Below are 20,665 nucleotides of genomic sequence, written 5' to 3' on the forward strand. Positions count from 1 at the left end.
AAGTCACCAGCGAGGCCACCACAGCCAAGCTGGTTGCGCTTACGCGCAACGCGCCATGCCTGGCGCACGCAAAAAAAATCCCCGAACCAGTCGGGGATTTTTTATGTGCGATCAATCAGCCCGAGGGCGGATCAATCTTCGCGGTAGCGACGCAGCTTGAGCTGCTTACCGGCCACGCGAGTGTCCTTCAGCTTGGTCAGGAGTTTCTCCAGACCTTCTTCCGGCAGCTCGACGAGGCTGAAGCTGTCGCGCACCTGGATGCGACCGATCGCTTCACGGGCCAGACCGCCTTCATTGAGAATGGCGCCCAGCAGGTTTTTCGCGGCGATACCGTCACGCGCGCCCAGCGCGGTACGGCAACGAGCACGGCCTTCGCCCAGCGGCATTGGCGCGCGACGCTCGCGATCACCACGGTCCGGACGATCGCCGGAACGCTCTGGACGGTCGCCACGCGGTGCGTTGTTCGGCACCAATGGACGTTCCTTCTCGATCGCTGCCAAGGTCAGCGCTTGACCATTGGTGGCTTTGCGCAGCAGCGCTGCGGCCAGTGCACGCGGGGTGCAACCAATGTCGGCGGTCAGGCGATCGAGCAGATCACCGTGGGTCGATTCGGCATCGGCAACCAGCGGCGACAGGCTGTTGGTCAGTTTCTTGATGCGCGCATCAAGCACTGCCTGAGCATCCGGCAGACGCACTTCGGCAACCTTCTGACCGGTCACACGCTCGATCACTTGCAGCATGCGGCGCTCACGTGGCGTGACCAGCAGCAGTGCACGACCTTCGCGACCGGCACGGCCGGTACGGCCGATACGGTGCACGTAGGATTCCGGATCGTACGGCATGTCCACGTTGAACACGTGAGTGATGCGCGGAACGTCCAGACCACGGGCAGCAACGTCGGTCGCCACAACGATGTCCAGACGGCCATCTTTCAGCGAATCGATTACGCGCTCACGCTGGTTCTGGGCGATGTCACCGTTCAACGCGGCGGCTTTGTAGCCTTTGGCGTCGAGGGCGCTGGCCAGATCCAGGGTCGCTTGCTTGGTGCGCACGAACATGATCAGTGCATCGAAGTCTTCGACTTCCAGCAGGCTGAGCACGGCCGAGGTTTTCTGGTCAGCGTGAACCAACAGGTGAGCCTGTTCGATCGCGGTAACGGTCTGGGTCTTGGTCTGGATCTTGACGTGTTGCGGATCGCGCAGGTGGCGTTCGGCAATGGCGCGGATCGACTGCGGCAGGGTCGCCGAGAACAAAACGGTCTGACGGGTCGCTGGCAGAGCCTTGAAGATGACTTCCAGGTCATCCATGAAGCCCAGCTTCAACATTTCGTCAGCTTCGTCGAGAACCAGGTGGTTCACGGTCGACAGGACTTTCTCGTCGCGACGCAGGTGGTCACACAGACGACCCGGGGTGGCGACAACGATCTGTGCGCCATTACGGATTGCCTTGAGTTGCGGGCCCATCGGCGCGCCGCCGTAAACGGCCACGACAGTAACGCCTGGCATTTGCTTGGCGTAGGTTTCAAAAGCGGTTGCTACTTGCAGCGCCAACTCTCGGGTTGGCGCCAGGATCAGGGCTTGCGGTTCGCGCTTGGCAGGATCGATGCAGTGCAGAATAGGCAGGGCGAACGCGGCGGTTTTACCGGTACCGGTTTGCGCCTGGCCAATCATGTCCTGGCCGGCCATGATGATCGGGATCGATTGCTGCTGAATCGCCGAAGGCTCTTCGTAGCCGGTCGCTGCGACGGCTGCAAGAATATTCGGATTAAGATTAAAAGCGGCGAATCCGCCGGTTTCCTGGGTCATGGGTCTGCCTCTAAGTGCATCCGCAAAGACCCATGCTCCAAAGCTGCGCATGCCGTGTTGAGACTCAAGAGTCGCCCTGGCAGCTTTGTCGGCGGGGATTTGCGAAAACGAATGAATGAAGATGGATCGTCAAGGAAGAGCCCGCAATGCGGACGTGCAGCCGAAGCTGACTTCGGGAAATTGCGCTACCTAAACGCGGCCCGGTTAAAGGCCGGCGCGCACTATACCGGATTTCGCCCAAAAAGGGAGCTTTTTTTATCGCCGCAATCCATGTGTCACCGCTGTGTAACGGGGTTTTGCGGATAATCGCGCAACGGTCTATTTTGCAAAGGCCCGTCCCTGCGGGCGATCACGCTTAAACGGTTCACCGACCTGCGGCAAAGCGCCGCGCACCCGCCCTTCGCGTTCGAGGATTTCGCCATGAATCAGCCCTGCGCCGGCCGCGTCAGCCGAGAACGTCGTGGTCACGTGCACCTGATCGGCCTCGATCGGGCGGCCAAGCGCAACGCCTTCGACCTTGATCTGCTCAATGACCTGAGCCTGGCTTACGGCGAGTTCGAAGCCGACCGCGAAGCGCGGGTGGCCGTGGTGTTTGGCCACGGCGAGCACTTTACCGCCGGGCTCGATCTGGTCAACGCCAGTGCCGCTCTGGCCGAAGGCTGGCAGGTTCCGACCGGCGGTTGCGATCCGTGGGGCGTTTTCGTCGGGCCACGGGTGAGCAAACCGGTGATCATCGCCGCGCAGGGCTATTGCCTGACCATCGGCATCGAGTTGATGCTGGCCGCTGATATCAACCTGTGTGCGAGCAATACCCGCTTCGCGCAGATGGAAGTGCAGCGTGGGATCTTTCCGTTTGGTGGCGCGACGTTACGTTTCCAGCAGATCGCCGGCTGGGGCAATGCGATGCGCTGGCTGCTCACCGGTGATGAGTTTGACGCCCATGACGCGTTGCACCTGGGCCTGGTGCAGGAAGTGATGGCCAGTGAAGACCTGATGCCGCGAGCCATTGAACTGGCTGAGCGGATCGCCCGACAGGCGCCGCTGGGGGTGCAGGCGACGTTGCTGTCGGCACGGCAGGCGCGTTATGAGGGTGAGACGGCGGCAGCGCAGGGGTTGCCGGTGCTGGTGAAGAAGTTGTTGGCGACTGAAGATGCTCGGGAGGGGGTGCGGTCGTTGGTGGAGCGGCGGCCAGGGGTTTTCAAAGGGGTTTGAGAAGTTTGGCGCCTACCAAGGCGCCATCGCGAGCAGGCTCACTCCTACACTTGGAATGCAATCCCCTGTGGGAGTGAGCCTGCTCGCGATAGGGCCGGCACGGCCCTCGCTTCAGGTCGCAGGGCGAATCGCCTTGATCAACGACTGCAACGAATACCCCAACCGCGGCGCCAGCGCCTCGGCCCGTTGGGTCAGCGCCTGCATGTCCAGGTCCTGATCGAGATCCGCCGGTACGATCAGAATCACGTTGCCCTCCTTCACCGGCAGCTCCCAGTAATGCCGGTGGTAGAGCCCGCGCAACAACGCCGCGCCCAGCGGCTTGCCGTCGTCGGTGGCCCACTGATTGATCACCAGCCAGCCGCCCGGATTCAGGCGTTTCTGGCAGTCGCCGAGGAAACTCCACGCCAGATGCCCGACACCCGGGCCGACATCGGTGTACAGGTCGACGAAAATCAGGTCCGCCGGCTCGGCGCTCGGCAGCAACTCGAGGGCATCGCCGACGCGGATGTACAGCCGCGGATCGTCATCCAGCCCCAGGTATTCGATCGCCAGGCGCGGTACGTCGGGCCGCAGTTCGATGGCTTCGACGTCTTCCAGCGGGAGAAACTTCAGGCACGCCTGGGTCAGCGTGCCGGCGCCCAGGCCAAGAAACAGCGCACTCTCCGGCTGCTCATGGCACAGCGCGCCAATCAGCATCGCGCGGGTGTAGTCGTACTCCAGCCAGCTCGGATCAGCGGTAAACACGCAGCTCTGCTCGATCGCATCGCCAAATTCAAGAAACCGGTAATCGGCCACTTCCAGCACACGAATCACGCCGAACTCGTCCTGTACTTCGGCGAGCAGATGCTCGACGCGCTCCTCAGTCATTTCGTCTCCTGATGGTCACCGGGCGCGGTGACGCGATGGCACCGCTATGGCGCCGTGGCAAAGCGCCGATTGTCGGCGAAGGGGTGGCAGCAGGTCACGCACTAATTGCTGCTACCATGGCGTTCCCCTGCGTATGAACTTCGAGACCGTGATGAGCCAACCGTGGAGCCCTGACAGCTGGCGCGCTTTGCCGATCCAGCAACAACCGCAATACCCCGACGCCGCGCACCTGCGCCAGGTCGAGCAGACCCTGGCCAGCTATCCGCCGCTGGTGTTCGCTGGCGAGGCACGCGAGCTGCGCCGCCAGTTCGCCGAAGTCACTCAGGGCCGGGCGTTCCTGCTGCAGGGCGGCGATTGCGCAGAAAGCTTTGCCGAATTCTCTGCGGCGAAGATTCGTGACACGTTCAAAGTGCTGCTGCAAATGGCGATTGTCATGACCTTCGCCGCCGGCTGCCCGGTGGTCAAGGTCGGGCGCATGGCCGGTCAGTTCGCCAAGCCGCGCTCGGCCAATGACGAGACCATCGGCGGCATGACTCTGCCGGCCTACCGTGGCGACATCGTCAATGGCATCGGCTTCGACGAGAAAAGCCGCGTGCCGGACCCGGAACGGCTGTTGCAGTCCTATCACCAGTCCACCGCAACCCTGAACCTGCTGCGCGCCTTCGCCCAAGGCGGCTTTGCCGATCTGCATCAGGTGCACAAGTGGAACCTGGACTTCATCGCCAACTCGGCGCTTGCCGAGAAATACAGCCACCTCGCCGACCGCATCGATGAAACCCTGGCGTTCATGCGCGCCTGCGGCATGGACAGCTCGCCGCAACTGCGCGAAACCAGTTTTTTCACCGCTCACGAGGCCTTGCTGCTGAACTACGAAGAAGCCTTCGTGCGCCGCGACAGCCTGACCAACGATTACTACGATTGCTCGGCGCACATGTTATGGATCGGCGACCGCACCCGTCAGCTCGACGGCGCCCACGTTGAGTTCCTGCGCGGGGTGAACAACCCGATCGGCGTCAAGGTCGGCCCAAGCATGAACCCTGACGACCTGATTCGTCTGATCGACGTGCTCAACCCGGACAACGACCCGGGCCGGCTTAACCTGATCGCGCGGATGGGCGCGAACAAGGTCGGCGACCACCTGCCGGCACTGATCCGCGCAGTGCAGCGCGAAGGCAAACAGGTGCTGTGGAGTTCCGACCCGATGCACGGCAATACGATCAAGGCCAGCAGCGGCTACAAGACCCGCGACTTTGCGCAGATCCTCGGTGAGGTAAAACAGTTCTTCCAGGTGCACGAAGCGGAAGGCAGTTACGCTGGCGGCATTCATATCGAGATGACCGGGCAGAACGTCACCGAGTGCATCGGCGGCGCGCGGCCGATTACCGAAGATGGCTTGTCGGACCGTTATCACACCCACTGTGATCCTCGGATGAATGCCGATCAGTCGCTGGAGTTGGCGTTTTTGATTGCCGAGACCTTGAAGCAGGTTCGGCGCTAGACCGAGTCGCCCCGGATCGCGAGCAGGCTCACTCCTACACTTGGAATGCGTTCCCCCTGTAGGAGTGAGCCTGCTCGCGATGAGGCCGTTTCAGCTTCCATCAACCTGCGCCAATGCCACCCGCAACCGAGCCGCACTCTCGCGCTGACAATTCAACTGCACCCTCGCCAGCCCCAACCAATCGGCCATCCGCCACAAATTGACGGCCAGCGCCAGCATCCCCGCCTCGTCCAGTCCCGGCGCCTCTTCGTGCACCGCATGCACCGCCAACTGCCCCGCCGCTCGCTCGGCACGCAGGTCAACGCGCGCGGCAATCCGCTCGTTGTGCAAAAACGGCAACACGTAATAGCCATAAACCCGTTTGTGCTGCGGCGTATAAATCTCCAGCCGATAGCGAAAATCGAACAGACGCTCGGTGCGGCTGCGCTCCCAGATCAACGAATCGAACGGCGACAGCAGCGCGCTCGCCGAAACTTTACGCGGTATCTTCGGCGCCGGCAGGCAATAGGCGATCTGCCGCCAACCGGCAACTTCGCAGGTGTGCAATTGACCAGCCTCCACCAGTTCCGCCAGGCGCGGGCGCGCATCCGCAGGATTCAGGCGGAAATAATCACGCAGGTCTTTCTCCGTAGCGACGCCCAACGCTTGCGCCGCGTGCAGCAGCAAACCACGCTGGGCCTGAGCCTCGTCAGGCATTGTCTGTTGCAAAATTGCTGCGGGAAACACCCGCTCGGGTAAATCGTACAAACGCTCAAAACCCCGCCGCCCTGCCACCGTCACCTCGCCGGTTGCGAACAACCATTCCAGCGCAAGTTTTTCCACACTCCAGTCCCACCATGGCCCCGCCTTGTCCTGGCGGGTCGACAGACTGCCCGCGCCCAACGCGCCCTGCTCTTGAACCGCGCCCAGCACCCGGCGAATGACGTCCTGGCGCTCGCGGCCGAACGTTGCCAACTGCCGATAGATGTCCTCGCCACACCTGGCGCGCTGCATGCGCCACCGCATCAGCGGATACATCGACAGCGGCAGCAACGAGGCTTCATGTCCCCAGTATTCGAAAAGCGTACGCCGACGGCCCGAGCTCCAGGCAGCCTGGTCGAGCAGATCCGAAGAATACGCACCGAGACGAGAGAACAGCGGCAGGTAGTGCGAGCGCACCACGGCGTTGACGGAGTCGATTTGCAGCAGGCCCAGCCGTTCGATCAGCCGGTTGAGGTGCGCAGCGTTGACGGTTGGCGGCTGGCGCCCGTTGAATCCTTGGGCGGCCAGCGCCAGACGTCGCGCCTGTTTGAGCGATAAGGCCAGTGTCGCGGGCATGAGCATCTCCTTGTCTGCTCGCAACCTACCTCAGCCGAAAGTGGTTTGTGTAGCGTTCGCTTGATCATTTATGCATCGGGTCGTCCCAGAACGGCCGCACCGACTCGTGCTCGACATCGGCACGACTGACGCCGATGTCCTTCAGCGCTTCGTCGCTGAGACTGGCCAGCAATTCACGCTCGCGGTGCAATTCGTACCAGCGGCTAAACTTGTGCAGCAGGTCGGAAACAATATGGCCGTGGCCGGCATGTTCTACATCGCCTGGATACTCTCTTTGACCTTTCATCGTGTTGCCTCCTTTTGTGGATGGCTCAAGTCTCGCGCTGGCGCTAAGATCAATCCAACGAATGTTTCTGATGGCATGCATCACGGAGATTCATCAATTGTCGGCCTACCCCAGTATCGATACCGATGTCCTGCGCACCTTTGTCGCCATTGCCGATCAAGGCGGTTTCACCCGCGCCGGCGAGATGGTCAACCGCACGCAATCGGCGGTGAGCATGCAAATGAAGCGGCTGGAAGAAGACGTGTTGCAGCGCCAGCTGTTTGAGCGCGACGGCCGCCAGGTGCGGCTGACTGCCGAGGGCCAAGTGTTGCTCGGCTATGCGCGGCGCATCCTCAAGTTGCACAGCGAGGTGTTCAACACTTTGCGCGAGCCGCACATGGTCGGCACCGTCCGGATCGGCACGCCGGACGATTACGTGATGCGCTTTCTGCCGGGTATCCTGTCGCGGTTCGCGCAGTTCTATCCGCTGATTCAGATCGAAGTGCATTGCGAGTCGAGCAAGCAGTTGTTGCAACGCACCGATCTGGATTTGTCGATCGTTACGCGAGAGCCAGGCAACGAGCTTGGACAGCTATTGCGCAAGGAGCGGTTTGTCTGGGCCGAAGCGCAGAATTTCAGCGCGCACGAGCAGACGCCGCTGCCGCTGGCGATGTTCAACAGTGATTGCTTTTGCCGCTTGTGGGCATGTAACGCACTGGATGCGATGGGCCGCGATTACCGCATCGCCTACAACAGCAGCAGTTTGTCGGCGCTGATGGCCGTGGTCAGCGCAGGTCTGGCGATAACCGCGCAACTGGAGAGCCTGATCACCCCGGACATGCGCATCCTTGGCGCCGCCGAAGACCTGCCACTGCTGCCCGAGGCGAGCATCATGCTGATCCGCAACCTCAACAACCCGTCGCCGATCACCGAGTGCCTGGCCGAGCACATCGTCGAGGGCTTCAAACTTTAAACGCGAGCATCACCGCACACAGCACCAGAAAACCGCAGAACAGCCCCCGCAGCAGTTTTTCCGGCAAGGCGTGGGCGACTTTCACGCCCCAACTGATGCTGGCCAGACCGCCGATGGCCAAAGGCAAGCCGATCATCCAGTCGACTTCGTGGTGCACCGCGTAAGTGACCAGGGTCACGCCGGTGCTTGGCAATGCCAGCGCCAGCGACAGACCTTGCGCCACCACTTGCGTGGTGCCGAACAGGCTGGTCAACACAGGCGTGGCCACCACGGCGCCGCCGACGCCGAACAACCCGCCCATGGTCCCGGACGCTGCGCCAAGCACGCCGAGCCACGGCCAGGAATAGCGCATCTCGGCGCTCGGCGCGGGTCGCCGGCCGAACATTTTCAGCAGGTTATAAGCCGACAGCGCCACCAGAAACGCGACGAAGCCGATGCGCATGGTTTGCGCATCGATGCCCACCGCCCAGATCGAACCGAGCCAGGCAAAGCAAAAGCCCATCACCGCCAACGGCAGCGCATGACGCAGTTCGATGCGATTGCGTTGGTGATAGCGCCACAGCGCCAGCATCACATTCGGTACCACCATCACCAGCGCGGTGCCTTGGGCGATCTGTTGATCCAGTCCGAACCATACGCCGAGCAAGGGAATGGCGATCAAGCCACCGCCGATGCCGAAGATTCCGCCCAAGGTGCCCAGGGCGGCGCCAAACAACAGGTACAACAAAAGCTCCATCACAACCGTCATCCTCAAGCGTCAAGTGAGCAATGCTACGCAGTCGCGCCTAGCGGGGAAACGCACAGCAACGCACAATGGCTATGCCGATTTTGCACAAGCGTGTTTTTCTGATGAATCCCAACCAATTGACCGACCAGCTCGGCTTGTTCCTTGATGTATTGGAGAGCGGCAGCTTTTCGGCCGCTTCGCGTCGCCATCCGCTGACGCCTTCCGCCGTGGCGCGGCGCATCGACAGCCTGGAAAGTGCGGTGGGTAGCCAGTTGTTCGTGCGCAGCACTCATGCCGTACTCCCGACCTCGGCCGGCATGGCGTTTGCCGAACGAGCGCGACGGATCATCGCCGAGCTGCAACTGGCACGCGCCGAAGCCGTGTCCCTGAGCAGCGCACCTGAAGGGCTGATCCGCATCGACGCACCCGCGGCCTTCGGACGTCGGCATCTGGCGCCAGTGATTGCCGATTTTCTTTTGCTCTACCCCGGACTCGACGTGCAGATGCACCTGATCGACAGCTTCATCGACATGGCCGGCGCCAATCTGGGCAAGGTCGACCTGGTGCTGCGTGCCGGCCAACTCGCCGACACCCGATTGGTCGCGACACCGCTGGCAAGCATGGTCCGTGTCGCCTGCGCCAGTCCCGACTATCTGAAGCGCCGTGGCGTTCCCAATCACCCTGCGCAGTTGAACGAACACGACGGTCTGGACTGGGAAGGCCTTGCGCCGCCCTTTGCCTGGAAATTCGAGGTGGACGGGCAGACGCAATTGCATCGTCCGTCGCGCATACGCCTGAGCGCCAACAATGCCGAAGCCCTGGCGTGTGGCGCGGCGGCGGGACTGGGCGTCGCACACCTGCCAACCTGGCTGGCCAGCGAATACCTGCTGCGCGGCGAGTTGCTGCCGCTGTTTTGTGAGCACGGCCTGCCGCCGCCGGAGTCCACCGGCATTTATGCGCTGCGGATGGAACAGCAGATTCATTCGCGCAGTCGTTTGTTGCTGGAGTACCTGAAAACCCGCTTCAGCCCGGTGCCGCCTTGGGACCTGGCTTTGCAACGGCAATTCGCTCGACACTGACCCGGGCATATTTATCTGGCGCATTAAAGATTCGAGCGCTAGATTTAAAACGATCAACGATCAAGGTTTTGACATGACTTCCGAACGCGACAACTGCGACGACTTGCTGCTCGACAACCAGGCGTGCTTCGCCCTGCACTCGACGTCGCTGATGATGACCAAGGTCTACAAACCGCTGTTGCAGGCGCTGGGGCTGACCTATCCGCAGTATCTGGCGATGATGGTGCTGTGGGAGCAAGATGGTTTGACCGTGGGGGAAATCAGCGCTCGTCTGCTCACCGATCCGGGATCGCTGACCCCGCTGCTCAAACGCCTGGAAGCGGAAGGCCTGCTTAGCCGCACCCGCAGCAAAGCGGATGAACGCGTGGTGATTGTCGAGCTGACCGAAGCGGGCCGGGCCTTGCGCGACAAGGCGCAAACCGTGCCGCAGTGCATTTTGGGCGCCAGCGGCTTCACCCTTGAACGTTTGCAGAAGCTGCAGGCCGAATTGCAGGCACTGCGGGGGCATCTGCAAGACAGCCTCAACTGAACGCCACAGTCCCCTGTAGGAGTGAGCCTGCTCGCGATAGCGGTATTCCAGTCACCGCATATGTTGCCTGACAGAACGCTATCGCGAGCAGGCTCACTCCTACAGTAGAGCTCCTTCGCCTGAAAATATCTTTCGCCTTCAAAACCCCTCCGAGCCTTCTATCTCAACCCTTTCAAGCTGATTGATCTCTCGACAGTCACGTTATTTCAAATTTTCTCAAAAATTTATCTTGCGCGCTAAACATTAGCGCTATACATTCTCTTCACACCTACTTAGCGCGCAAACAATTAGCGCACAACACCACAACCAACGAGGCTCACACCATGCAAACTCTCTACACCGCAATCGCAACTTCCACTGGCGGCCGTGACGGTCGTGCGATCTCCAGCGACAACGTGCTTGACGTCAAACTCGCCACCCCCAAAGAACTCGGCGGTGCCGGCGGCGCGGCGACCAATCCGGAACAACTGTTCGCTGCCGGTTACTCGGCCTGCTTCATCGGCGCGTTGAAATTCGTCGCCAGCCAGACCAAGCGCAAGATTCCTGACGACGCGTCGATCACCGCCCACGTCGGCATAGGCCAGATCCCTGGCGGTTTCGGTCTGGACATCGATTTGCACATCAGCCTGCCGGGCCTGGAACAAGCCGATGCGCAGTCGCTGGTCGACGCGGCTCACCAGGTCTGCCCGTACTCCAACGCCACCCGTGGCAACGTCGATGTCCGCCTGCACGTCACCGTGTAATCACTCAAGCCCCCGGCCCGAACAAGGAAATTGAACATGAACACTTTCAGCAAAGTCTTGACCGGTACCCTTCTCGCCCTCTCGGTGCACAGCGCTTTTGCCGGTGATGTCGAACACAACACCCAGGCCTTTCTCGATGTGCTGAATTCAGGCAGCGGCAAGCCGATCGAGCAGCTGTCGCCCAAGGATGCCCGCGCCGTGCTGGTCGGCGCGCAGTCCGGGGTCAAGTTGACGCTGCCCAAAGCCGACGTCAGCGAAAAGACCGTGCAGGTCGATGGTCAATCGTTGAGCCTGACCATCGTCCGGCCGGCCGGGGTCAAGGGTGAGCTGCCGGTGTTCATGTTCTTCCACGGCGGCGGCTGGGTGCTGGGGGATTTCCCGACGCACGAACGCCTGGTGCGGGATCTGGTGGTCGGTTCGGGGGCGGCGGCGGTGTTCGTCAATTACACCCCTTCACCGGAAGCGCATTACCCGGTGGCGATCAACCAGGCCTACGCCGCGACCAAATGGGTGGCGGAACACGGCAAAGAGATCAACGTCGATGGCAAGCGTCTGGCCGTGGCCGGCAACAGCGTCGGCGGCAATATGGCGGCGGTTGTAGCGCTGATGGCGAAAGACAAAGGCACGCCGGCGATCAAATTCCAGGTGCTGCTGTGGCCAGTGACCGATGCCAACTTCGACACCGGTTCGTATAACCAGTACGCCGAAGGTCACTTCCTCACGCGTAACATGATGAAGTGGTTCTGGGACAACTACACCACCGATGCCAGGCAGCGTAACGAGATCTACGCCTCGCCGCTGCGCGCCACCACCGCACAACTCAAAGGCTTGCCGCCTGCGCTGGTACAGACCGCCAGCGCCGACGTGCTGCGTGATGAGGGCGAGGCTTACGCACGCAAACTCGACGAAGCGGGTGTGCCGGTGACGGCGGTGCGGTACAACGGCATGATCCACGATTACGGTTTGCTCAACGTGGTCAGCCAGGTGCCGGCGGTGCGGTCGGCGATGTTGCAGGCTTCGCAAGAGCTGAAGGAACATCTGAAATAATCCCCATCCCCCCTGTAGGAGTGAGCCTGCTCGCGATAGCGTCATTTCAGTCGACCGCTTTGGTGACTGAATCACCGCCATCGCGAGCAGGCTCACTCCTACAGGGGATTTGCGTTGTTGCACGAACCGCAGGCACAAAAAAACCCGACTCAATGGTCGGGTTTTTTCTTTCCGTAAAAAGCAGTGCTTATTTGGCACGGCCTTTGTAGGAACCGCCTTCGCGGGTATCGATCTCGATCATGTCGCCGATTTCGATGAAGTCAGCTACCGACAGCTCGGTACCGTTCTTCAGTTTGGCAGGCTTCATCACCTTGCCGGAAGTGTCACCGCGAGCGGAGCCTTCGGTGTAGTCAACCTGACGCACGATGGTGGTCGGCAATTCTACGGAAACCAGACGCTCTTCGAAGAACACGGCTTCGCAAACGTCGGTCATGCCTTCTTCAACGAAAGGCAGAACGCTTTCGATGTCTTCGGCGTTCAGTTCGTACATGGTGTAGTCAGTGGTGTCCATGAACGTGTAAGTGTCACCGCTGATGAACGACAGGGTGGCTTCTTTACGATCCAGGATCACGTCGTCCAGTTTGTCGTCCGCACCGTAAACGGTTTCGGTCTTGTAACCGGTCAGCAGGTTCTTCAGCTTGGTCTTCATGATCGCGCTGTTACGGCCCGACTTGGTGAATTCAGCTTTCTGAACCAGCCAAGGATCGTTGTCGATACGGATCACGGTACCGGGTTTGAGTTCTTTACCAGTTTTCATTGCGAATATCCGAATTTGGATGGGATTTACAAAAATCTAGGCCGCGTATCATATCCAATTTACATAAAACTGTACCAGCGCCGTGGCAAGATCGGCCTGCAAGGCCTGTTCCAGACACCATGTCTCGGCGTTTTCCTGCAGTGGTGGCCAATGTTTGCGGGCTGCCAGCCAGTGCTCGCCGATCGGTTGACCAGCGTTCCAGGCGCGCCAGAGACCGTTCATCGCCTGGGCGGCTTCCGGTGGCAGGCCTTTGGTATAGAGCGCGAGGAAGGCGTCGAGCTTGTCAAGGTGGATGTCGTCATCCTGCTGATAGATGTGCCAGAGCATCGGCCGCCCCGCCCATTGCGCCCGCACGAAGGAATCTTCGCCGCGCACCGCGTTGAAATCGCAGCACCAGAGCAAGTGGTCGTATTGATCCTGGCGGACGAACGGCAGCACCTGCACGGTCAGCGTCTGGCGCACATGAATCGCGCCGACGGTGAGCGTTTCCACGCCCAGCCAGCGCGCCACATCGCCGAGAATCCGCCCTTCCGGTACCAGCAGGTGGGTCGGCGTCGCGTCCCCGGCCAGCACGTCAAGCCAACTGGCCAATCCGGTATTTTCGTAAGCAAACAGCGAGATCAACTGCGCACCGGGCGCGGGATCAATGCCCAACCCTTGCAGGAATTGTCGCTGCGCCGACCGATCCTGCTGAAACTGCCGACGCCGTTCGAGCAATCCGCGTTCACGCAGCAGGCCACCCGTCTCCGGCTTGAAGCCCGGAAAGAAGAAGAACTTTTGCACCGTTTTGTATTTCACCGATGGCAAGCCGTGACAGCCGGTTACCCAGTCTTCGGCGCTGAGATAATCGAGGTTGAGCCACAGCGGCGGTGTTTCCCGCGCGGCCATGCTGTCCATGTAATCGGCGGGCAACTGGCAGGCGAAGGCAGCGATCACCACATCGGCGGCCTCGGCGTGGACCCACTCGCTCGGCCAGTGACGCACTTCGACACCCTGCTGCCATTGCTGCGCAAGATCGACGTCGATCTCTGGGCAGATGCGCTCGAACGCGCGCAAATCATCGACCCACAAGCGCACCGGCAAGGCATGTTCGGCCACCAGTTGCCGGGCCAGACGCCAGGTGACGCCGATGTCGCCGAAGTTGTCGACCACGGTGCAGAAAATATCCCAGCGGGTTTTCGGTTGCGGCATTCAAGACTCCCCGTTGGCAAAAACGCTGATTGTCCGCATAAATGACCTCGTGCAGAAGAGCCGACGGCGATTAATCTTCGTGCGACAATCGCGGCACTTGCCCGCAATCATCGCCAGGAGGCAGCCATGCCCTACCGCCCCAATCCGCGTCGCCCCTTGCCTGTTCAGCTTAGCGCGCTGCATTTGATCGGCAGCATAGCTTTGGGCCTGTGGCTGGGCTTCGTCGCCATCGCACTGACCTGCTGGCTGCTGTCGCGTTTTATCTTCCCCGAGCAACTGGCGCCTGTCGCCCAAGCGGTGCAGCAGAGAGTCAATCCACCCGCGACGGCGCCAGTACCCGTGCAAGTTCAGCCGGACATCCCGGCGCAAAGTCCACTGTTCCAACAGTACGAAGAAAACCTGCGCAAGAACGAACAACAGGCCCGGCTGGATCAGGCGCGCGCCAATTCACGTAATGCTTCCAACCCCAAATGCCAGTTCTGGCTGCAACAGGACCAGACCGCGCCGACTGAAAAGAGCCGCGCCAACGTTTTGCAATTCTGCGATTGACCATGAACAAACAGACCGTCCACCAATTGATTCTCGACAAGCTGCGCATCGATCTCGACATCGCCGAGCGTGCTGCGCAGACCGCTTACGAAACCGCGACCCACGAAGAGAACATCGCTGAAAACAAGTACGACACCCTGGGGCTGGAGGCGTCCTATCTGGCGGCGGGCCAGGCGAAACGGGTCGAGGAAATCCGCCAGTCACTGGCGTTGTGCCAAAACCTGACGTTGCGCGCCTACGATGAAAATCGCGGGATCGAAGTCGGCGCCCTGCTCGGTCTGGAGGACGAAAAGGGGCGCGAGCAATGGCTGTTTCTGGCGCCGGATGCGGCAGGCCTGAAAGTCGACGTGGTCGGTCAGCCGATTACCGTCATCACCCCGCGCTCGCCGCTGGGCAAAAGCCTGCTAGGCAAGTTCGAGGGCGATGAGGTGGAGATTCTGGTGGCGGGCACCCGGCAACAGTTTGCTGTCACCGAGGTGCTTTGAAGCAGCGGATCAGTGAACCGGCAGTTCGACGCCGTCGAACAGTTCTTCCAGTTCCTGCTTGTTGTGGCATTGAATGGCCTTGGCCATGACTTCCCGGGTCAGGTGCGGGGCAAACTTCTCGATGAAGTCGCACATGAAACCACGCAGGAAAGTGCCGCGACGGAAACCGATCTTGGTCACGCTCGACTCGAACAGTTCACTGGCATCCAGCACCACCAGGTCGTTATCGAGCTTGGTGTCGACGGCCATTTTCGCCACGATGCCCACACCCAGGCCCAGACGCACGTAGGTTTTGATCACGTCGGCGTCAGCGGCAGTGAACACCACTTTCGGCGTCAGGCCGCGATGGCTGAAAGCTTCGTCGAGTTTCGAACGGCCGGTGAAGCCGAACACATAAGTCACGATCGGGTATTCGGCCAAGGCTTCAAGAGTCAGCTTCGGCAGTTTGGTCAGCGGATGGCCCTGGGGCACGACCACGCAGCGGTTCCAGCGGTAGCACGGCATCATCACCAGATCGCCGAACAGTTCCAGCGCTTCGGTGGCGATGGCGAAATCGACGGTGCCATCAGCGGCCATTTCGGCGATCTGCATCGGCGAGCCCTGATGCATGTGCAGCGCCACGTCCGGGTATTGCTTGATGAAATTGCTGATCACCGGCGGCAGGGCGTAACGCGCCTGGGTGTGAGTAGTGGCAATCGACAGGGTGCCTTTCTTCTCGTTGGAGAATTCCTGGGCAATCTGTTTGATGCTTTCGACCTTGCGCAGAATCTCGCCGGCGGTGGTGATGATGCGCTCACCGGCCGGGGTGACGCGGGTCAGGTGCTTGCCGCTGCGGGCAAATACTTCGACGCCCAGTTCGTCTTCCAGCAGGCGAATCTGTTTACTGATGCCCGGTTGCGAGGTGTAGAGGCTTTGGGCGGTAGCGGAAACGTTGAGGTCGTGGTGCGCCACTTCCCAGATGTAGCGCAATTGTTGAAGCTTCATATGAATCCCTCAAAGCAGAAAGACGCCACGGGCATCAGCGACGGTATATAACTATATTAATGGTTTGGATAATAAATCTAGAACTTTTTTATCAAAGCGCCATTATTCTGCCTCAGCGATCCTCCCGGCGCCGGCGCTCCACTAACGGCACCAGATACACCGGTACCTTGGCCAATTGCAGGACCCGCGCCGCGGTGCGCCCCAACGGTGTTTCCGCACCGACCCCGTGGCTGTGACTCCCTACGATCAGTAAATCGACGGAGAGTTTCTGCACCTGGTCGAGAATCACCTGCGACGGATCACCCTGCAGCACGCGCACCGCGCGAATGCGCTGCAAGTCCTGCTCGCCCTCGTCCCCCAGCTCTTCGCGGAAGCTGTCCAGCACCCGCCGCTCGATGTTGGCGATGACAGTTTTCAGACCCTGACTATGGAATTCGTTCAATGCCTGTTCGTCGAGGTAGCTCTGCAACACCGACTCGGCAAACAGGCCCATGGGTTCCACCGCATGCACCACATACAGATCGGCATTGAATGTTCGCGCCAGCGCCAGGGCATGCTGCATCACGAACGGTGCGTAAAGACCGAGGTCGGTGGCATACAGCATTGAGCGAATCATGGGACCTCCTCGCGAGCCAACGATGGCGGAGATTGATTCAGCTTAGCAGTGCCTCGGCGAGTACGACGTGTGACGCAATGTCCTGAACCAGAAGGCTCTAGATCGACGGTTCGTTGCTGATGCCGTGCGGCACATGGCCGGTGGCGACCACCTCTCGGGCCAGTTCGCAGTGGCCGGTCTGATCATCGAAGAACACGTCAGCGGCGAACGCTTCAAGGAATGCGGATTTGGTCAGACCACCAAGAAACAGCGATTCATCGAGGCGGATGTCCCATTCCCGCAACGTGCGAATCACCCGTTCATGGGCTGGCGCCGAACGCGCGGTGACCAGCGCCGTGCGGATCGGGCAGGCATCGTCGGGGAACTCGCGCTGCAACAGATTGAGCGCCGCCAGGAAACCTTTGAACGGCCCGCCCCGCAACGGCTCGCGGGCCGATTCGCGCTCTTTGGCCTGAAACGCTTCGAGCCCGCCGGACTGATAAATGCGTTCCGATTCGTCGGAGAAGATCACTGCGTCGCCGTCGAAGGCAATGCGCAGTTCATCGCTGGCCGCACGGCTCGCGCCGCCGGACAGGATCGTCGCCGCGGCGAAGCCGGCGTCGAGGGCGGCGCGTACGTCCTCGGCATGAGTCGACAGAAACAAATCACAACCAAACGCTTTCAGGTAGGGATACGGACTGCGCCCGCCCACGAACGCCGCCCGGGAAATCGCCAGGCCGTAATGGTGAATCGAGTTGAACACGCGCAGCCCGGTGTCGGCGCTGTTGCGCGACACCAGAATCACCTCGACCCGCGCACGGCCGAGGCGGCTGTTGAGGCTCAGCAGTTTTTCCACCAGCGGGAAGGCATCGCCCGGCGCGAGAATCTCGTCTTCGTGTTCGATCTGGTATTGCCGATAGGCTTCGACGCCGCTCGACAGATAGACCTTGTGACTTTCGCTCAGGTCGAACAGCGCACGCGACGAAATCGCCAGCACCAGTTTGTCATCGATATTGTTGGCCATGCCTTCCCCCGCCTTGCCCAGAAAAACTCAAAGATTGCCACGATCGATAAAACACAGACTGCGATACAACGCATCTATGCGCGGCAATTCACAGCCTGCCGCTTTTGCCGCCGCCAGTGGCCGAGCGTAAATCGCCTCCAGCTCCAGTGGTCGTTTATGTCGGAAATCGTGGTACATGCTCGGCCAATAGTCGGGCATTTTTTCCGTCATGGTGAACAGGTAGTCAGCGTATCCCGGCGCAATGTCGTGACCGCAGGCCTTGGCGCCCTCCACCACTTCGGCCATCAGCGCCTGAATCAGCACGCGGCTGTCGGCATCGGCCATCAGCGGCGTGGTGCCGGCGCCCAGCAGAACCGAAAGACCGTTGTAGGGAATATTCCAGACCAGTTTCTGCCAGCGCGCCTGATGCAGGTTAGCCATCGCCTGGGAATCGATGCCGGCAGCGCGGAACAGCCCGGCGCCCTCCTCGACAATCGCCTGACGCGCCGCGTCAGCGATGGCCGGGCCGCTGTGATAACCGACGTTCACCGCGCCGAGGGCCTGATGGGTTATCAGCCCCGGGCCGTCGCGGTGCACGCAGATCAGGCACAGACCACCAAGCAGATGCAGCGAATCCGGTAACAACGGCCGCAGACTGTCTTCGACATCAAGACCGTTTTGCAGCAACAGCACTTTTGCATCGGGTTTGGCCGCTTGAATGATCGCCGGTGCCAGACCGACGTTGCTGGTGGTTTTCGTGCCGACCAGCAACCAGTCGCAGGGCGGCATATCTTCGGCGGCGGAGTAGGTATTGGCCGGATGCAGCGTCAACGGGCCGTGCACCGCACTGTTGATCTGCAAACCGCGCTCAGCCACTGCGCAAAATTCGCTGCGCAACAGAAAGTGCACATCGAAACCGGCACGCGCCAGCATCACCCCGTAAAACCCACCGATCGCACCGGTGCCAATAATGCCCACCACCGGTTTGTTCACTGTCTCGCTCATGGCAACTCCTCTGCAGTTCGACCCAGCGCGTGAGCCACGGCCTGGTTCAAGTCATCGACCGTCAGGCGCGTGTGCAAGGCGCCGAAGAATGCGCCGTCGCGCACCACAAACAGCGCCGGCAAATGAAACACCTGGTAGCGCTGCACCAATCCGCCGTTCTCGCCAGCATCGATCCAGCACAGGCGATCAACCGCCAGCGCCATTCCCGGCAAAACTTCGCGGGCATAGCGACAACTGGCGCAGCCGACGCTGGTAAAAATCACCAGCGAAACACCGCTCATCGCCAACAGCTGCTGGTCGGCGTCGAAATCGGTCAGCTCGGATTCGACCACTATACTGGGGGAAACAATGTCAGATGGCCGACACAGGGAGTCTGTGCTCATGGGACGTTTCATACCTCATCCGGAGGAAGTGCCGGTTGAATTAACCTTGCTCAAGCCTGAGTGCATTTCCCGACAACAGCTGCACACTATCAGCCTCGGCGGCATCGCTTGCAATTACCACCGTGCCTGGCGCCATGGCACCGCCTTGCAGGTACGCCTGCCGACGCTGCACGCCGACATCTGCTTTGCAGGCTTCGTCGCCTGGTGCCTGCGGCGCAAAAAGGGCTATCTGGTGGGGATCGCCTTTACCGATGAACAGACGCTGTTCAGCGCAAGAATGGGTGAGCAGGTGTGTCAGATCGAGCGCTTCTGTCGCCAGAATGACCCCCACGATGATCTCCAGGCCATTCAGCAACTGGCCCTGCAATGGGTCGAGCAACACGCCGACGAGTTCTCCGATGATCGCCTGCGCGAGGCTTTTACGCAGCCAGCACTGGACTAAAGCACCGTTTGCCCATTGTCGAGCCGCGTCTGACGCGCTAAGGTTCGGCTCCCCCGACGCGCTAAATCTGCTGTGCTCCGCCGCGCGGGGATCGCTGGCGGCCGGCACCCGTGACCTGACGAGTAAACGATGGCTGATTTACCGATCAACGACCTAAACGTCGCCTCTAACGAGACCCTGATCACTCCCGATCAGCTCAAGCGTGATATCCCCCTGAGCGACGCCGCCTTGCGCACCGTCACCAAGGGCCGCGAAGTCATTCGCAACATTCTCGATGGCACCGACCACCGTCTGTTCGTCGTGATCGGCCCGTGCTCGATCCACGACATCAAGGCCGCCCACGAATACGCCGATCGTCTCAAGGTACTGGCCGAGGAAGTTGCCGATACCCTGTATCTGGTCATGCGCGTGTATTTCGAGAAGCCACGTACCACCGTCGGCTGGAAAGGCCTGATCAACGATCCGTACCTGGATGACTCGTTCAAGATTCAGGATGGTCTGCACATCGGTCGCCAGTTGCTGCTGGATCTGGCCGAAAAAGGTCTGCCGACCGCCACCGAAGCCCTTGACCCGATCTCCCCGCAGTATCTGCAGGACCTGATCAGTTGGTCGGCCATCGGCGCGCGTACCACCGAATCGCAGACTCACCGCGAGATGGCCTCCGGCCTGTCCTCGGCCGTCGGCTTCAAGAACGGCACCGACGGCGGCCTGACCGTGGCGATCAACGCCTTGCAGTCGGTGTCCAGCCCGCACCGTTTCCTCGGCATCAACCAGGAAGGTGGCGTGTCGATCGTCACCACCAAGGGCAATGCCTACGGTCACGTGGTGTTGCGTGGCGGTAACGGCAAGCCGAACTACGATTCGGTCAGCGTCGCCCTGTGCGAGCAGGCGTTGAACAAGGCGAAGATCAAGCCGAACATCATGGTCGACTGCAGCCACGCCAACTCCAACAAGGACCCGGCCCTGCAGCCGCTGGTGATGGAAAACGTCGCCAACCAGATCCTCGAAGGCAATCAGTCGATCATCGGCCTGATGGTCGAGAGCCATCTGAACTGGGGCTGCCAGGCGATCCCCAAAGACCTTGCCGACCTGCAATACGGCGTGTCGATCACCGATGCCTGCATCGACTGGTCCGCTACCGAAAACACCTTGCGCAGCATGCATGCCAAGCTCAAGGACGTATTGCCGAAGCGCCAGCGTACTTAAGCA

General features: G+C 60.8%; 23 protein-coding genes. 11 read left to right on the top strand and 12 right to left on the bottom strand.

The features are described 5' to 3' along the window. Positions 1-131: 131 nt before the first annotated feature. Positions 132-1,805, bottom strand: coding sequence for a DEAD/DEAH box helicase (locus HU755_RS12505; RefSeq protein WP_186547102.1), 1,674 nt, complete (start codon positions 1,803-1,805; stop codon positions 132-134). A gap of 420 nt (positions 1,806-2,225) precedes the next feature. Here HU755_RS12505 and HU755_RS12510 point away from each other — a divergent pair, with 420 nt between their 5' ends. Then, positions 2,226-3,017: a crotonase/enoyl-CoA hydratase family protein gene (locus tag HU755_RS12510; RefSeq protein WP_186633004.1), complete on the top strand. Its 792-nt coding sequence runs from the start codon at positions 2,226-2,228 to the stop codon at positions 3,015-3,017. Between the two features lie 111 nt (positions 3,018-3,128). On the opposite strand, the gene HU755_RS12515 is transcribed toward HU755_RS12510, so the two are convergent. Continuing rightward, positions 3,129-3,884: a spermidine synthase gene (locus HU755_RS12515; RefSeq protein ID WP_186547100.1), complete on the bottom strand. Its 756-nt coding sequence runs from the start codon at positions 3,882-3,884 to the stop codon at positions 3,129-3,131. Positions 3,885-4,035: 151 nt separating this feature from the next. On the opposite strand from HU755_RS12515, the gene HU755_RS12520 reads away from it, so the two are divergent. Next, positions 4,036-5,382, top strand: coding sequence for a class II 3-deoxy-7-phosphoheptulonate synthase (locus tag HU755_RS12520; protein ID WP_186633339.1), 1,347 nt, complete (start codon positions 4,036-4,038; stop codon positions 5,380-5,382). Between the two features lie 90 nt (positions 5,383-5,472). On the opposite strand, the gene HU755_RS12525 is transcribed toward HU755_RS12520, so the two are convergent. After that, on the bottom strand, positions 5,473-6,699 hold the full coding sequence (locus HU755_RS12525; RefSeq protein WP_186633007.1) for a winged helix-turn-helix domain-containing protein: 1,227 nt from the start codon (positions 6,697-6,699) through the stop codon (positions 5,473-5,475). 64 nt (positions 6,700-6,763) lie between these two features. Continuing rightward, a complete protein-coding gene (locus tag HU755_RS12530; RefSeq protein ID WP_186547098.1) occupies positions 6,764-6,985 on the bottom strand; it encodes a DUF1127 domain-containing protein in 222 nt (73 codons plus the stop codon). Between the two features lie 97 nt (positions 6,986-7,082). Here HU755_RS12530 and HU755_RS12535 point away from each other — a divergent pair, with 97 nt between their 5' ends. Beyond that, entirely contained in the window at positions 7,083-7,937 is an 855-nt protein-coding gene (locus tag HU755_RS12535; RefSeq protein WP_186633342.1) for a LysR substrate-binding domain-containing protein, read from the top strand. Here the strand turns inward: HU755_RS12535 and HU755_RS12540 are convergent. Then, positions 7,927-8,676: a TSUP family transporter gene (locus HU755_RS12540; protein ID WP_186633010.1), complete on the bottom strand. Its 750-nt coding sequence runs from the start codon at positions 8,674-8,676 to the stop codon at positions 7,927-7,929. The two genes, HU755_RS12535 and HU755_RS12540, sit on opposite strands and share 11 nt — an antisense overlap. Before the next feature lie 110 nt (positions 8,677-8,786). Between HU755_RS12540 and HU755_RS12545 the strand changes: the two genes are divergently transcribed. The 4 genes from HU755_RS12545 to HU755_RS12560 all read left to right on the top strand — a co-directional run bounded on the left by HU755_RS12545 (position 8,787) and on the right by HU755_RS12560 (position 12,062). Continuing rightward, positions 8,787-9,743: a LysR substrate-binding domain-containing protein gene (locus tag HU755_RS12545; RefSeq protein WP_186633345.1), complete on the top strand. Its 957-nt coding sequence runs from the start codon at positions 8,787-8,789 to the stop codon at positions 9,741-9,743. 73 nt (positions 9,744-9,816) lie between these two features. Continuing rightward, on the top strand, positions 9,817-10,272 hold the full coding sequence (locus HU755_RS12550) for a MarR family winged helix-turn-helix transcriptional regulator (RefSeq protein WP_186547096.1): 456 nt from the start codon (positions 9,817-9,819) through the stop codon (positions 10,270-10,272). A gap of 323 nt (positions 10,273-10,595) precedes the next feature. Next, the gene (locus tag HU755_RS12555) at positions 10,596-11,015 is read left to right on the top strand and encodes an organic hydroperoxide resistance protein (RefSeq protein WP_007940002.1); all 420 of its coding nucleotides are present in this window, start codon (positions 10,596-10,598) and stop codon (positions 11,013-11,015) included. Positions 11,016-11,051: 36 nt separating this feature from the next. Continuing rightward, complete coding sequence (locus HU755_RS12560) at positions 11,052-12,062, top strand: alpha/beta hydrolase (RefSeq protein WP_186547095.1); 1,011 nt, start codon at positions 11,052-11,054, stop codon at positions 12,060-12,062. Positions 12,063-12,249: 187 nt separating this feature from the next. Here the strand turns inward: HU755_RS12560 and HU755_RS12565 are convergent, their stop codons facing one another. Together HU755_RS12565 and earP are read right to left on the bottom strand one after the other, a co-directional pair. Then, positions 12,250-12,819, bottom strand: coding sequence for an elongation factor P (locus HU755_RS12565; protein ID WP_003226785.1), 570 nt, complete (start codon positions 12,817-12,819; stop codon positions 12,250-12,252). Positions 12,820-12,867: 48 nt separating this feature from the next. Continuing rightward, complete coding sequence (earP, locus tag HU755_RS12570) at positions 12,868-14,010, bottom strand: elongation factor P maturation arginine rhamnosyltransferase EarP (protein WP_186633013.1); 1,143 nt, start codon at positions 14,008-14,010, stop codon at positions 12,868-12,870. 126 nt (positions 14,011-14,136) lie between these two features. On the opposite strand from earP, the gene HU755_RS12575 reads away from it, so the two are divergent. Together HU755_RS12575 and HU755_RS12580 are read left to right on the top strand one after the other, a co-directional pair. Next, positions 14,137-14,559, top strand: a complete 423-nt coding sequence (locus HU755_RS12575) for a hypothetical protein (protein ID WP_186619152.1) — start codon at positions 14,137-14,139, stop codon at positions 14,557-14,559. A 2-nt stretch (positions 14,560-14,561) separates the two neighbouring features. Next, positions 14,562-15,044: a GreA/GreB family elongation factor gene (locus tag HU755_RS12580; RefSeq protein ID WP_186547092.1), complete on the top strand. Its 483-nt coding sequence runs from the start codon at positions 14,562-14,564 to the stop codon at positions 15,042-15,044. 9 nt (positions 15,045-15,053) lie between these two features. On the opposite strand, the gene cysB is transcribed toward HU755_RS12580, so the two are convergent. The 5 genes from cysB to HU755_RS12605 all read right to left on the bottom strand — a co-directional run bounded on the left by cysB (position 15,054) and on the right by HU755_RS12605 (position 19,014). Continuing rightward, on the bottom strand, positions 15,054-16,028 hold the full coding sequence (cysB, locus tag HU755_RS12585; protein ID WP_003183769.1) for an HTH-type transcriptional regulator CysB: 975 nt from the start codon (positions 16,026-16,028) through the stop codon (positions 15,054-15,056). Positions 16,029-16,140: 112 nt separating this feature from the next. Further along, positions 16,141-16,644, bottom strand: a complete 504-nt coding sequence (locus HU755_RS12590; RefSeq protein WP_186633017.1) for a universal stress protein — start codon at positions 16,642-16,644, stop codon at positions 16,141-16,143. Between the two features lie 97 nt (positions 16,645-16,741). Then, on the bottom strand, positions 16,742-17,647 hold the full coding sequence (locus HU755_RS12595) for a 5'-nucleotidase (RefSeq protein WP_186547090.1): 906 nt from the start codon (positions 17,645-17,647) through the stop codon (positions 16,742-16,744). Between the two features lie 27 nt (positions 17,648-17,674). After that, positions 17,675-18,631, bottom strand: coding sequence for a putative 2-dehydropantoate 2-reductase (locus HU755_RS12600; RefSeq protein ID WP_186633020.1), 957 nt, complete (start codon positions 18,629-18,631; stop codon positions 17,675-17,677). Further along, positions 18,628-19,014 carry a co-chaperone YbbN gene (locus HU755_RS12605; protein ID WP_186633023.1) on the bottom strand — a complete coding sequence of 129 codons (387 nt, stop codon included), beginning with the start codon at positions 19,012-19,014 and terminating at the stop codon, positions 18,628-18,630. The genes HU755_RS12600 and HU755_RS12605 overlap by 4 nt, the downstream gene beginning before the upstream one ends. Here HU755_RS12605 and HU755_RS12610 point away from each other — a divergent pair. Both HU755_RS12610 and HU755_RS12615 read left to right on the top strand, forming a co-directional pair. Then, positions 19,013-19,456: a PilZ domain-containing protein gene (locus HU755_RS12610; RefSeq protein WP_186547087.1), complete on the top strand. Its 444-nt coding sequence runs from the start codon at positions 19,013-19,015 to the stop codon at positions 19,454-19,456. The genes HU755_RS12605 and HU755_RS12610 overlap by 2 nt on opposite strands. Before the next feature lie 129 nt (positions 19,457-19,585). Next, the gene (locus HU755_RS12615) at positions 19,586-20,662 is read left to right on the top strand and encodes a 3-deoxy-7-phosphoheptulonate synthase (protein WP_186547086.1); all 1,077 of its coding nucleotides are present in this window, start codon (positions 19,586-19,588) and stop codon (positions 20,660-20,662) included. Positions 20,663-20,665 lie beyond the last annotated feature (3 nt).

It is taken from the genome of Pseudomonas sp. SWRI111, from assembly GCF_014268555.1.
GTDB classification, from domain to species: Bacteria; Pseudomonadota; Gammaproteobacteria; order Pseudomonadales; family Pseudomonadaceae; genus Aquipseudomonas; species Aquipseudomonas hamedanensis.

What these genes read in the sequence shown, in the direction of transcription:
- HU755_RS12505 (WP_186547102.1), bottom strand. Translation starts at nt 1,805, where the DNA reads ATGACCCAGGAAACCGGCGGATTCGCCGCTTTTAATCTTAATCCGAAT.
- HU755_RS12510 (WP_186633004.1), top strand. Translation starts at nt 2,226, where the DNA reads ATGAATCAGCCCTGCGCCGGCCGCGTCAGCCGAGAACGTCGTGGTCAC.
- HU755_RS12515 (WP_186547100.1), bottom strand. Translation starts at nt 3,884, where the DNA reads ATGACTGAGGAGCGCGTCGAGCATCTGCTCGCCGAAGTACAGGACGAG.
- HU755_RS12520 (WP_186633339.1), top strand. Translation starts at nt 4,036, where the DNA reads ATGAGCCAACCGTGGAGCCCTGACAGCTGGCGCGCTTTGCCGATCCAG.
- HU755_RS12525 (WP_186633007.1), bottom strand. Translation starts at nt 6,699, where the DNA reads ATGCCCGCGACACTGGCCTTATCGCTCAAACAGGCGCGACGTCTGGCG.
- HU755_RS12530 (WP_186547098.1), bottom strand. Translation starts at nt 6,985, where the DNA reads ATGAAAGGTCAAAGAGAGTATCCAGGCGATGTAGAACATGCCGGCCAC.
- HU755_RS12545 (WP_186633345.1), top strand. Translation starts at nt 8,787, where the DNA reads ATGAATCCCAACCAATTGACCGACCAGCTCGGCTTGTTCCTTGATGTA.
- HU755_RS12550 (WP_186547096.1), top strand. Translation starts at nt 9,817, where the DNA reads ATGACTTCCGAACGCGACAACTGCGACGACTTGCTGCTCGACAACCAG.
- HU755_RS12555 (WP_007940002.1), top strand. Translation starts at nt 10,596, where the DNA reads ATGCAAACTCTCTACACCGCAATCGCAACTTCCACTGGCGGCCGTGAC.
- HU755_RS12560 (WP_186547095.1), top strand. Translation starts at nt 11,052, where the DNA reads ATGAACACTTTCAGCAAAGTCTTGACCGGTACCCTTCTCGCCCTCTCG.
- HU755_RS12565 (WP_003226785.1), bottom strand. Translation starts at nt 12,819, where the DNA reads ATGAAAACTGGTAAAGAACTCAAACCCGGTACCGTGATCCGTATCGAC.
- earP (WP_186633013.1), bottom strand. Translation starts at nt 14,010, where the DNA reads ATGCCGCAACCGAAAACCCGCTGGGATATTTTCTGCACCGTGGTCGAC.
- HU755_RS12575 (WP_186619152.1), top strand. Translation starts at nt 14,137, where the DNA reads ATGCCCTACCGCCCCAATCCGCGTCGCCCCTTGCCTGTTCAGCTTAGC.
- HU755_RS12580 (WP_186547092.1), top strand. Translation starts at nt 14,562, where the DNA reads ATGAACAAACAGACCGTCCACCAATTGATTCTCGACAAGCTGCGCATC.
- cysB (WP_003183769.1), bottom strand. Translation starts at nt 16,028, where the DNA reads ATGAAGCTTCAACAATTGCGCTACATCTGGGAAGTGGCGCACCACGAC.
- HU755_RS12590 (WP_186633017.1), bottom strand. Translation starts at nt 16,644, where the DNA reads ATGATTCGCTCAATGCTGTATGCCACCGACCTCGGTCTTTACGCACCG.
- HU755_RS12595 (WP_186547090.1), bottom strand. Translation starts at nt 17,647, where the DNA reads ATGGCCAACAATATCGATGACAAACTGGTGCTGGCGATTTCGTCGCGT.
- HU755_RS12600 (WP_186633020.1), bottom strand. Translation starts at nt 18,631, where the DNA reads ATGAGCGAGACAGTGAACAAACCGGTGGTGGGCATTATTGGCACCGGT.
- HU755_RS12610 (WP_186547087.1), top strand. Translation starts at nt 19,013, where the DNA reads ATGGGACGTTTCATACCTCATCCGGAGGAAGTGCCGGTTGAATTAACC.
- HU755_RS12605 (WP_186633023.1), bottom strand. Translation starts at nt 19,014, where the DNA reads ATGAGCACAGACTCCCTGTGTCGGCCATCTGACATTGTTTCCCCCAGT.
- HU755_RS12615 (WP_186547086.1), top strand. Translation starts at nt 19,586, where the DNA reads ATGGCTGATTTACCGATCAACGACCTAAACGTCGCCTCTAACGAGACC.